Origin of the sequence: Chryseobacterium cucumeris, assembly GCF_016775705.1 — a bacterium.
Classification (GTDB): Bacteria; Bacteroidota; Bacteroidia; order Flavobacteriales; family Weeksellaceae; genus Chryseobacterium; species Chryseobacterium cupriresistens.
Map to the genome: position 1 here is coordinate 4,073,983 of NZ_CP068760.1, position 11,854 is coordinate 4,085,836.

Consider the following 11,854-nt stretch of genomic DNA (forward strand, 5'->3'; position numbering starts at 1 on the left):
GTTTGATTTTTTATATCACAAATGTAGATAGAAAATCTTTAGAATATCTTGATCTAAGATAATAATTGTTTAAAAATTTGTTAACAATAATAATGTATAGGTAATACTCTTCAAAGAGTAAATAGGTTGAAAATCTTTTTGTTACGAAGAAAACACTCAAAAAAGTAAGGCAGCACAAAATATACCTGATAATCGGGATTGCAGTATTTGACGGTTCTCTCTAATATTGACGATGAATATGAAACATACAATTCAGACAGGTTTGATCATTTCTATGTTCAGTCAAACCTGCTGAACTTATTGTTAACTTGTAAATTTAAACTGTTATGCTTTCATCCGCAGACCTACACCTGGAAAGAGCTTTATTTTTTGCTGTCTTAATTATATTTTTTGGAGCAGGATTCCTGTGCACGCTGATTACTTTCATTATCAATTTTATACAAAAGAAAGATAAAAAAGTGGTGTATTACCTTCTTATATTTCTTATTTCCGGCCTTATTGGAGTAGTTTTAACTGCATTTTATTGTTACATGATCCTGTTTGAACAGGCCGAAACCTACAGGCCATAAAGAAGATGTGATGCATTATATTATGAAACAGACTAAACTAAAAACCACTGATATCAGGGATGTTTTTATACCGTCCCTATTTTTATCTTTGGCCTAAAAATCTAATAAAGATAAAACGGTTAAATCTCTCCGGATAAACAATAATTTATAACTTTTATAGCTTTCTTTTTCACACCCGATTCAACGATAAATTCTTATTTCGAATAAACACTAAAAAACTATGGGTAAAAACACTAGCCAGATACAATGGAGTGAGGAAGAAGCTGTAAAAGTAATATTGCTGCGTATATTTGTAATTTGCAGCTACTCGGGAGGCAACCTTAGGTAACAGGGAATGCTGTGATGCTTTCCGATATGTTAAAATTGAATGAATGGCACACCGGATTTATTTATACAATTACGATCAAAAAACAAATCAGACATTCGATACCTATCTGGGCGAGTGGAATTATGAAATTCCATTATTGCTGTATCCTCTGCTGGCAGAAGATATCAAAGTGGAAGGTGTTGAATTTTTCTCCGATAAAAACCAGGGAATTGTTCAGCTGCGTTACTTTTTCAATCTGCTGGCAGATACTTATCAGCTGCATTACAAGAAGGCTTATTATGAACCCGTTAATAAAATGTTCGAGTTTCTGGAAGCTTTACCTTATGACACTTTTGTATTGAATGCAACAGATGTTTTCAATATGAACGAAGAAGAACATACGGTACAGGCAAAGGAATGGCTGGTAGAAATTCAGCAGAAAAGCAAGCTGTATAAAAAGGCTGTTAAAGCCCGCAATCTTTCGCTGCTGGATTCCTTGTTCTCACAGACAGGATATTCCTCATTTCTTGAAATTTTACAAACCGACTGGATTAATTACGGATTAGGATATTTTGAAGAGCTTGCCTATAAAAAAGCGGCATCTTCTGTATTTGAAGAGAACGGGAAATTCGGCCTTAAAGATGCAAAAGGTGCTGTTTTAGCTCCTGCGGTTTATGACGATATTTTTGAAGCAGATGATTACTACAATATATCGGTAATTCAAAAAGGGGCTTTGTTCGGTTACCTGCAAAGTGACGGAAAAGAATGGATTTCTCCGGTGTATGAAGATGCTTTTGACGTATTCGATTTTGGGCAGGAACCTTTAGGTGAAGTAAAAGTGAATGGCAAATCAGGGATTTTAAAAATCTATTCAAACACCTGGATGATTCCTGCGGAATACGATGCCATTGAAAGGACAGCCTATGGATTTTTTTTGGTAGAAAAAGATGGAAAATTCGGAGTTTACAACGATGAAAACACACTGATTATCCCTATTGAAAGCGAAAATCCATATGAATATGATTATTTCCCTGAATTATTTTTCACCAGACAAAAAGGTACCGGCCAACGAAAGTATTATACGAAAGAAGGAAACTATCTCGGAGACTTTTTAGAAGGCAGCATCTCAAAAGCAAGTACTTGTTTCTGGATCAAACCGAACAAATTTGACAAGAAGGGTAGATTGATTGACGAGAAAGGGCACCTCATTATAGACGAAGCAGATCAGATGATCTTAATTGATAATTATGAAACTCTTGCTGTTCGTAAAGACAAAAGCTGGAAGATCTATCATGCTTTAAAACACCAGTTTCTGCTGGAAAATGAATCTGTTAGTAAAATAAAAGCACAGTACAATGCCGGATATAAAAATAATGTCTTTATCCTGGAAACCAACATAGGATCAGGACTTTTTGATGCAGGTAATGGAAATTGGTTAATCACTCCCCAACCGGAAATTAAGCAGATTCACTATCTGGAAAATGGATTTTTATCGGTTCAAAAAAATGAAGGGTATCAATTGTTCGATTTTGAGAATGGTCTGTCAGCCCAATTGTATGATTATATTTCCAATCCTTTGAATTACAGAACAGAAGAAGGTTTGTTGTTTCTGTATCAGGGTGAAAATATGTTGAGCATGCATGAAGACAAAAGCATTCACCGGGTAGAGGCTTCCGAATATGGTGCCGTTTATCTGGACCGGTATTCATTCCGGGGAAAAGATCTGGAATACTTTACTTCCTTTTATAACCGTTGGAAAAGCCAGACGGGTAAGAACGCCGAACAATTCATGGAGGTTGGAACGATTAAAAAAATGGCTTTTGACGAAAAGGAAAACCAGAATTACCACGAAGCACTTCGTCTTTTTGAGTTATCTGCTCAAAAGGGTGACATGGATAGTTTGGTAGAAATAGGGCTACTGCTTACGGATCCTGAAATAGAATCATTATTTGATCTGCAAAGAGGCATTACATATTACGAAAAAGCAGCACAACGAAACCATCCTATAGCCTGGAATAATATCGGGGCTTTATACCACAACGGAATAGGGTATTCTTTTAATATCAAAAAAGCAATTGAGGCCTATGAAAAGAGTGCCGAGCTTGGTGACGAAATGGCACTTGTCAACCTGGGTGATCTGTATTATTTTGGACAACACGTGAAGCAGGATTACAGTAAAGCTTTGGATTTTTATCAGAAAGCTGAGAAAAAATATACCTACAATTACGATAAAATCTCAGAAATCTATTACCAGTTAAGAGACTATAAAAACCTCTTGGTATACTTGAAGAAAGACTATGATCAATCTTATTCCGGGATTTATTACGGCATTATCTACGAACACGGTATGGGAGTAAAAACGGATCTGAAGAAAGCCATTAAGTATTATGAACAGGCCAATACTTACAGTGCCTACGAATATGCAACTCAACGTTTGATGTATTATTATGGTGAAGATCCAGTCTTTAAAAATGAAAAGAAATACCTGAAGTGGAGTGCTTTTGCTGAAAAGCATGGTTTCGAAACAGATTAACAGGGATTTACCTATATTTACGTTCCTTAATGGAATGCAATTTAATAAAGATAAGGGTTTGATGCACAGGTTATTATTTATATTTACTTTACTTATTTGTCCGTTTTTTGCTCAGGCACAGGATGTTTTAAGCAAATTAGAAAGAGAATACAGCCATGCCTCAAACAATACGGCAGAACAGCTCAACCTGGCTCCCAGGTACGCTACAGCATTATTCTTTCATAATCTTAAGCCCAAATCTTACCAGATTTTAGATACTAATATTTCCCTTGCTGCAAAACAGGCGGATGGAAAGTATGCCACAATTTTATATGCGGTACAGGCCATGAATTACCGGCTGGATAATAAAACCGCGGAGTCTTCAAAAAGCCTCGATATGGCAAAGGCCTACAGCTTAAAAACGAATAGTAATGAAGCAAAGGGTTATGTACAATATGCAAAAGGCTGGATTCTGGTACGCAATAATAAAACGACCAATGCTGTCGCTGCTTACCTGAAAGCGATCGAATATTATGAAAACTCACCAACCACTTCCACACTATATGGAAGATTGGGTAATGCAGCCAAGGAATTATCTGCCATTTATTCTGACCTGAATGAATATCAGCTGGAAGAAAAATACAGCAAACAATTTCTATTGTTAGCTTCCAAGCAAAATGACCCCAATCTTATCTTTGATGCTTACATGCGGATGGGCTACGTATATGAACAAAAATATACACAAGATCCATCCAATACAGTGTTTCGGGATAAAACAGAACAGTATTATTTACAGGCTATTGCTACTTTTAATAAAAATAAAGATGCGATGCTTAGCAGAAACAGCCTTTCATATGCCGCCATCAATTTAGCTAATTTATATACTGGGTTTGACAGTGATAAAGCTATGCAATATGCACAGTTAGCCAATAAAGTGAGCCTGGAGATTGGTGATGCTATTCACATTGCTTCTTCCTTTGGAATTCTGGCAGAATTGGCATTGCAGGATAAAAATTATGATTTAGCCAAATCTTATTTTCTGAAAGCCTCCATGGAAATTGGGAAAAGCCCGGTAAGAAATCATATGATAGAATTGTCTATCCTTGAATCTCTATCCAGAATTAGTGAAGAGCAGGGCAATTATAAAGAAGCACTGACTTATTATAAAAGCTATGTTGATCAATACAAGAGCATTTACGATCAGGAAAAACTGGATATCACCAAAAGATTAGAATCCCAGTTTGATAAAGAACGGCAGGAGCAGAAATACATCAAGCTACAGCTCGAAAGCGACAAGAAAGCTCAGGAAATTAAGCTTATTAATATTTTGCGTGCACAGCGTGAACAGGTTTATAACAACTTAAAACTGGTGGAAGAAAACCAGCGTGAAAGACTGAAATTCTCAGAACTTGAATCCGAGAAAAAAGAACAGCAGCTTCGTTTGGCAAAACTGGAAACCCAACAGAAGAATAACGATATTAATACCTTTAAAAAACTCCTGGCGTTCAAGGAAAAGATCAATACGTACTACATTTTTTTTATTATCTTTTTCATTATTTTGATCCTCTTGTTGCTGTATGCCTATAAACAGCGTGCCAGGTCTATTAAACGAAGAGACGAACTGCATGCTTTAGCCATGGAACAGGAAAAACAAAACTCGAAAATATCTACCCTTACTGCATTGCTTGAAGGGCAGGAGCAGGAGCGTGGCCGTCTGGCCCGTGATCTCCATGACGGACTGGGAGGTTTGCTGTCTGGAACTAAGCATCAACTTTCTTATTTAAATCCTCATCAATCCGAAAATATTGAAGAAGGAATTTCAAAATCAATTGAACAGATCGATGGTGCTGTAGAAGAACTGAGAAGGGTGGCACATAATCTAATGCCTGATTTATTAACAAAATACGGTCTGGAAGTGGCTATTCAGGAGTTTGCTTCACGAATTTCCAATCATGCTCTGGAAATCCATACAGAGTTTATCAATTACAGCAATTCCATATCGAAGGAAAAGCAGCTGGTTATTTACAGAATCATCCAGGAACTGGTCAATAATGCTATAAAACATGCCGATACCTCTGAAATTATCATTCAGGTAAGCGAAGAAGAAAACCTAATAAATCTTACAGTAGAAGATAACGGTAAAGGTTTCGATCATACCAATTTAGACGTTAGAAAAACGGCAGGTTTTCACAATATAGAATTGAGAGTCCAGTTTTTAAAAGGAACCATGAATATCACCTCCGAATTAAATATTGGCACCAGTATAGAACTTCAAATCCCTATTCATTAAACATGATAAAAGTAGCCATAACCGACGATCATCCGCTTCTATTGGAAGGACTGAAAAATATTTTAGGCAACAGCGAAACAATAGATGTCGTAGATTGTTTCAAAAGTGTCTCCGAAATGAATGCAGGCCTTGCAAAACAGGCGGTTGACATTCTGCTGCTCGACATTAATCTGGAAGATACCAACAGCATTGAACTCATCAAACCTTTAAAGAAAAAGTACAGCAGCCTTCAGATTATTATCCTTAGTGTTCATAACGAACTGCCCGTCATCAACAGTACTCTTGCTGAAGGGGCTTTGGGATATATTCAAAAAAATGCTTCAGTTTCCGAAATTATCGAAGGAATTAATGCTGTATATAGCGGTAACAGGTTTTTATGCTCTCAAACCAAAGCTGTTCTGGAGAAAAAATCAACAGACGGATTAAGTCAGGTTCCGAAACTGACACGAAGAGAAAAAGAAATTCTGGGTGAAGCAGCAAAAGGGCTTACTACCAATCAAATGGCGGAAAAGCTTTTTATAAGTCCGCACACGGTAGAAAGCCACCGCAAAAATCTTATCGAAAAATTTCAGACCTCCAACCTGAGTTCAGCTATAAAATTAGCTATAGAATACGGCTTGATTATCGAATAAAATAATCATCCCGAAAAAAGGCTGCTCACATCATGTAAGCAGCCTTTTTCTTATATAATCAAATAATTTGGGTGTGTACAGTTAATCTTTAAATTTCAACGCAGCCTGGAACAGATTCTTTTTGTCTACTAAATCATATTCGTCATTGTAAACCGGCTGATACATCAGGATGAAAACGCTGCCGTCAAAATCTTTTAAACTGATGGGTTGATCTACCATGATATCATAAAATCTTGTAATCGTACGGGTTGCAGTCCATTGCTTTGCATTGCCTTTAGGGTTTTTATCAAATCTGTGATCTTTTGCATCTGTATAATACCAGTATGAAGGCGCGGAATCCATCAGAAACATTTCTTTATCCTTGTTATAGAGCTCTTCGGCCATACCTGTATTCTGGAACCATTGAACTTCAGTATTCAAAACGCCCAAAGCTCCTGCATAGATGTCTTTATTTGTTGTGGCACCCACTAAAAATCCTTCCAGATGGGAAGACGTGATTTCAAATAAAAAAGGAGATTTTTTCAGTTCATAAACATCATTCACGGGTTCAATTACTTTTCCATCCTGCTTAATAACGACTTTTAAAGATTGTGCAAAAGTCATAAAACTTAATAAACAAAAAAGAAGGGTCAAACTTAATTTTTTCATTGTATCTCTTTAAATAATTGCGGCAAAGATATTAGACTTTATTTCCCTGTGCACTCGCTGATTTCAGGGGTTTTTATTATTGAAATTGTTGAAATTTTCATCAAATAAAACCATTAAGAAGAATTTGAGAAATAAAGTATAGTTGAGATGAATCATTCTGATTTTTTAGCTTAAAGCGAAGCTTACCTTAATACTCTCAACATCTTAATATGATCTTAATGTTTCAAAATATAAAAGTTTACACAAGTTCATATTCCTTTAATAACTTCTATTTCCATTAAGATTCTAATTGTCTCAGTTTTCTTACTAAAACAGATCAGCCTTTAACTGGACTTTTATATAAGCCGTTTTCTGTTTTTTACCATTTCCAGAGTCTGAATTAAGAGGGTAGACTTCTGCGAAGAAGGTGTCATTATCGGTCCAGAAAGCCTTTTTATCATCTGCTATTTTAAAGTTGGTGAAATTCACATATAAAAGGTTGTCCTGTTTCTTAGTTTGAGGAAAGTATTTAGAAATAACAAAATTACTCCCCACATCATGATTGGAAGAGACGAAGGTAACCCAGCCTTTGGAAGGAAGAATTTGCGGATAACCTTCGGTACTCAGTTCAAACATAACTGCATTTTTTAAACTGTAAAAAGAATAGTAGGAATCTGCAACTTCATCAGAATTTTCTTTGAATACTTCCAGGTTTAAATAAGGCGACCTTCCTACATATTCATTGGCAAGCGGTCCGGTCTCGGTAGAGACACTTTCATGTTGCGTAATTACGTCTTCTCTGCCGTTTTCTTTGTATACCCAGTTATCTGCCTGCAGTTGTATATTGGGATTTTTTACCAGCTTTTCACCAATTTGTTTTTTTGAACTGGCTTTAAATTCCTGTTCTGAAATCTCCACGATGGTTCCGAATTTCTTAAATGATTTATTCTTAGAATCACTAGATTCTCTAAAGGTGCTGCTTCTGATCTCATAAAGGTCAACCCCTTTTAACGTAAGTTCGTATGCCGGTGTGAATTCCGACTTCAGGACAAACGCTTCAATACTGTTCGAAATGTTATTATTAATGCTGTAGTGGATAGAATAGAAGTCCTCAAACTCTTCAAATCCATAATAATTATCGAGTTTATTGTAAGGTAGTTTCAAATGGGGAGCATCTGTACTCGGAGCGGTAAAAAACTGTACAGAATCCAGTTTAGTAAATAATTGAAACGGTACCTCCTGAACATTGTCCACTCCTTGTATTTTTTTGAAATCGGCAAATGTTACCGTTTTCTGCTTTACTTCAGTTTTTACATGATGTGTCCCTGATGTTTTATCCTTCTGGTTACATCCTGCAAGAATTACCAGGGATGATATAAAGAATTGATTGATGACTTTCATTTTTATATTTTTGCGCAAATGTATCAGTATTAAGACCAGCAGCCAACAAAACCTCCTGATATAGGGAATAAATGGCCGAAAACAGGGATATTTTGAACGATGGATTTTGGAGAATTTTACAAAATGATAACCCCAATATTGTAATTTACTTTATAAGAATGAAAAACTTAATAATCAGCCTTTCGGTGGCGACTGCTTTATTAGCATCCTGTTCACCTTCTTCAGACAAAAAAACAGAAACAAATACTTCTCCGGAAACTCAAATAGAAGTGGCAGCATCTCAACCGGAACCCGTGAAGAATGATCCGGAAATAGTAGAAATACCCGGTGATTTTTCAACCCTGGTTCCTATTGACGTATTGAATAGTAAAAGCACTAATGTGCATGATAAATATGGGATAGAATTCTCAGGAAACTGTTATTCATGCGATCTGGCCAGCCTGTCCATCACAAAGAAGCAGATCAGATGGGCTAATGTCTGTGATGAAAAAGACACTTTTGAAATTGATGATTTTTCATACACTACTGAAGGAAACAAAACGATTTTTAAAACACCGGAAAGAACCTATATTTTAACTCAAATAGATAAAGCACCTGTCTATGAACTCGTTATAGAAGGTAAAAAGCTGGAGTTAAAAAACAAGAGAGTTTCGAAATATTTTACCACCAAAAAAGTTTTGCCCCTTTTCACAGAGCATGATTGCGGGGATTTTGAAGGATAAACAGCAGAGTAGCCTCCGGCACAATCTTTTTTAAAACATTAGCATAAAAAAAACCTCAAAGTAATTTGAGGTTTCTTTATATAAAATAATGACTTAATTATTTTGCTGGTTTTTTAGGACTCATCATCATAATCATCCTTTTTCCTTCAAGTTTAGGAAGCTGGTCTACTTTACCCACATGCTCAAGTTCCTGAGCAAGTTTTAAAAGCAAAATTTCTCCTTGGTCCTTAAAGATAATCGAACGTCCTTTAAAAAATACGTAGGTTTTTAATTTAGAACCTTCTTCAAGGAATTTTTCAGCATGCTTCTTTTTGAATTCGTAATCGTGGTCATCAGTCTGAGGTCCGAAACGGATCTCTTTTACAACCACTTTTACCTGCTTGGCTTTAAGTTCCTTCTGTTTTTTCTTTTGCTCGTATAAGAATTTCTTGTATTCCAATACTCTTGCAATAAATGGTTCTGCCTTGTCAGAAATTACTACTAAATCCAATTCTTGTTCCGCCGCAATTTGTCTTGCTTTGTCAATTGGATAAATTCCTGGCTCTACGTTATCGCCCACTAAACGAAGCTCTCTCACACGAATTTTATCGTTGATCAAGTGAGCGTCCTCTTGTACCGGACGTCTCTGTGGGCCCCTGTTGTTAAATCTTTGTGCTATTGTATTATAATTTTATGGGTTAATTACTTAATTTAATTGATTTAAATATTTAAAATTGAAAGATTTTATTAATTTTTTAATCCTTCAATCTTTTTATTTAAAATTTAGATTGCTGCCTCTTTTTTGAAGTAAGCAACGAAATCCTCCAGCTTCATCGCTCCAAGATCTCCTTCACCACGTCTTCTTACAGAAATCGTGCCTTCTTTCTCTTCATTTTCTCCTACAACAAGCATGAAAGGGATTTTCTTCAATTCAGCATCACGGATCTTTTTACCTGTCTTCTCATTTCTTTCATCAATCTGACCGCTAATATCGTGATTTTCCAAAAATTGTGAAACTTTTTTTGAATAATCTACATATTTTTCACTGATTGGTAGAATAATAAACTGATCCGGGCTTAGCCATAACGGGAAATCACCTGCAGTGTTTTCCAGCAGAATAGCGATAAAACGCTCCATAGAACCGAATGGTGCTCTGTGGATCATCACCGGTCTGTGCTTTTCATTATCATTTCCGATATAGTGAAGATCAAATCTTTCCGGTAAGTTATAATCTACCTGGATTGTTCCTAACTGCCATTTTCTTCCCAAAGCATCCTTCACCATGAAGTCAAGCTTCGGACCGTAGAATGCCGCTTCTCCGTATTCTACTACTGTTTTTAAACCTTTCTTTTGAGCTGCATTGATGATCGCACTTTCTGCTTTCTCCCAGTTTTCATCAGAACCGATATATTTTTGTTTGTTTTCAGGATCTCTTAATGAAACCTGAGTTACAAAATCTTCAAACCCTAAAGATTTGAATACATACAACGTAAGATCAATTACTTTTTCAAACTCTTCAGAAAGCTGATCCGGAGTACAGAATAAGTGAGCATCATCCTGAGTAAATCCACGAACTCTCGTTAAACCGTGAAGCTCTCCACTTTGCTCATATCTGTATACCGTACCGAATTCTGCATATCTTTTTGGTAAATCTCTGTAGCTCCATTGTGAAGTTTTGTAAATTTCACAGTGGTGAGGACAGTTCATCGGCTTCAGCAAAAATTCTTCTCCTTCATTGGGCGTTTTAATCGGCTGGAAGCTGTCTTCACCATATTTATCCCAGTGTCCTGAAGTTACATACAATTCTTTGGCTCCAATATGTGGAGACATAACGAATTCATAACCTCCTTTTTTCTGAGCATCAGAAAGGAAATTCTCCAGTTTTCTTCTTAAAGCAGTACCTTTTGGCAGCCAAAGTGGTAAACCTGCACCTACTTTTTCAGAGAATGCGAAGATTCCAAGTTCTTTACCTAATTTTCTGTGGTCTCTTCTTTTGGCTTCTTCCAATCTTTCAAGATATTCTGTAAGATCTTTCTGCTTCGGGAAAGAAATACCATATACTCTTGTTAATTGTGGGTTCTTTTCATTCCCTCTCCAGTAAGCTCCTGCTGCATTTAATATTTTAACCGCTTTTACGATTCCTGTATTCGGGATATGACCACCACGACATAAATCTGTGAAGTTATCGTGGGTTACAAAAGTAATTTCCCCATCATTAAGATTAGAGATCAATTCCACTTTGTAGGGGTTATCTGCATACGTCTTCAAAGCTTCTTCTTTTGAAACCGGATATAAAGAGAAGGTTGAGCCTTTCTTCGCATTTTCCAGGATCTTTTTCTCAATCTTCTCAAAATCTTTTTCAGATAGACTTTCATCCCCGAAATCTACATCATAGTAGAATCCGCTTTCGATAGCAGGACCGATGGTCAACTTAGCATCAGGATAAAACTCAAGGATTGCCTGCGCCAAAAGGTGAGCAGAAGAGTGCCAGAAAGCCTTCTTTCCAAGATCATCATTCCAGGTCAAAAGCTGTACCGTAGAATCCGTGGTTATAGGTGTGGTCGTTTCTACTTGTTTGTCATTAACAATTGCGGAAATGGTGTTTCTAGCCAATCCCTCGCTTATAGATTTTGCCACATCAAGGGGAGTCACTGCTCCCTCGAATTCTTTGACACTATTGTCTGGAAGTGTAATTTTTATCATTGTTTACTAAGAAATTTTAAGAGGCAAAAATACGGAATTTTTAGATAAAATACTATATTAGCATATATTTAGAATGAGAATTAATATTAAAAATGTAAAAGATGCAGATGGT

The 11,854-nt window shown here is 36.3% G+C and carries 8 protein-coding genes; 4 read left to right on the forward strand and 4 right to left on the reverse strand.

Annotation, left to right across the window (positions count from 1 at the left end; genetic code table 11):
* Nucleotides 1–940: 940 nt before the first annotated feature.
* The 3 genes from JNG87_RS18165 to JNG87_RS18175 all read left to right on the forward strand — a co-directional run bounded on the left by JNG87_RS18165 (nt 941) and on the right by JNG87_RS18175 (nt 6,310).
* Nucleotides 941–3,409: a tetratricopeptide repeat protein gene (locus JNG87_RS18165; RefSeq protein WP_202840152.1), complete on the forward strand. Its 2,469-nt coding sequence runs from the start codon at nt 941–943 to the stop codon at nt 3,407–3,409.
* Nucleotides 3,410–3,470: 61 nt separating this feature from the next.
* Nucleotides 3,471–5,678: a histidine kinase gene (locus JNG87_RS18170; RefSeq protein WP_202840154.1), complete on the forward strand. Its 2,208-nt coding sequence runs from the start codon at nt 3,471–3,473 to the stop codon at nt 5,676–5,678.
* A gap of 2 nt (nt 5,679–5,680) precedes the next feature.
* The gene (locus JNG87_RS18175; protein ID WP_202840155.1) at nt 5,681–6,310 is read left to right on the forward strand and encodes a response regulator transcription factor; all 630 of its coding nucleotides are present in this window, start codon (nt 5,681–5,683) and stop codon (nt 6,308–6,310) included.
* An 81-nt stretch (nt 6,311–6,391) separates the two neighbouring features.
* On the opposite strand, the gene JNG87_RS18180 is transcribed toward JNG87_RS18175, so the two are convergent.
* Entirely contained in the window at nt 6,392–6,958 is a 567-nt protein-coding gene (locus JNG87_RS18180) for a hypothetical protein (RefSeq protein WP_202840157.1), read from the reverse strand.
* A 306-nt stretch (nt 6,959–7,264) separates the two neighbouring features.
* The gene (locus JNG87_RS18185; protein WP_202840159.1) at nt 7,265–8,338 is read right to left on the reverse strand and encodes a resolvase; all 1,074 of its coding nucleotides are present in this window, start codon (nt 8,336–8,338) and stop codon (nt 7,265–7,267) included.
* A gap of 158 nt (nt 8,339–8,496) precedes the next feature.
* On the opposite strand from JNG87_RS18185, the gene JNG87_RS18190 reads away from it, so the two are divergent.
* Complete coding sequence (locus JNG87_RS18190; protein WP_202840161.1) at nt 8,497–9,060, forward strand: hypothetical protein; 564 nt, start codon at nt 8,497–8,499, stop codon at nt 9,058–9,060.
* Between the two features lie 97 nt (nt 9,061–9,157).
* Here JNG87_RS18190 and infC read toward each other — a convergent pair whose 3' ends face one another.
* Together infC and thrS are read right to left on the reverse strand one after the other, a co-directional pair.
* Entirely contained in the window at nt 9,158–9,658 is a 501-nt protein-coding gene (infC, locus tag JNG87_RS18195; protein ID WP_027372223.1) for a translation initiation factor IF-3, read from the reverse strand.
* A gap of 164 nt (nt 9,659–9,822) precedes the next feature.
* Nucleotides 9,823–11,742, reverse strand: coding sequence for a threonine--tRNA ligase (thrS, locus tag JNG87_RS18200; protein ID WP_110008821.1), 1,920 nt, complete (start codon nt 11,740–11,742; stop codon nt 9,823–9,825).
* Nucleotides 11,743–11,854: the final 112 nt, after the last annotated feature.

Bases quoted from the DNA above. Each gene is read 5' to 3' on its own strand.
- JNG87_RS18170 (WP_202840154.1), top strand. From the start codon at position 3,471: ATGCACAGGTTATTATTTATATTTACTTTACTTATTTGTCCGTTTTTT.
- JNG87_RS18165 (WP_202840152.1), top strand. From the start codon at position 941: ATGGCACACCGGATTTATTTATACAATTACGATCAAAAAACAAATCAG.
- JNG87_RS18180 (WP_202840157.1), bottom strand. From the start codon at position 6,958: ATGAAAAAATTAAGTTTGACCCTTCTTTTTTGTTTATTAAGTTTTATG.
- JNG87_RS18175 (WP_202840155.1), top strand. From the start codon at position 5,681: ATGATAAAAGTAGCCATAACCGACGATCATCCGCTTCTATTGGAAGGA.
- thrS (WP_110008821.1), bottom strand. From the start codon at position 11,742: ATGATAAAAATTACACTTCCAGACAATAGTGTCAAAGAATTCGAGGGA.
- JNG87_RS18190 (WP_202840161.1), top strand. From the start codon at position 8,497: ATGAAAAACTTAATAATCAGCCTTTCGGTGGCGACTGCTTTATTAGCA.
- JNG87_RS18185 (WP_202840159.1), bottom strand. From the start codon at position 8,338: ATGAAAGTCATCAATCAATTCTTTATATCATCCCTGGTAATTCTTGCA.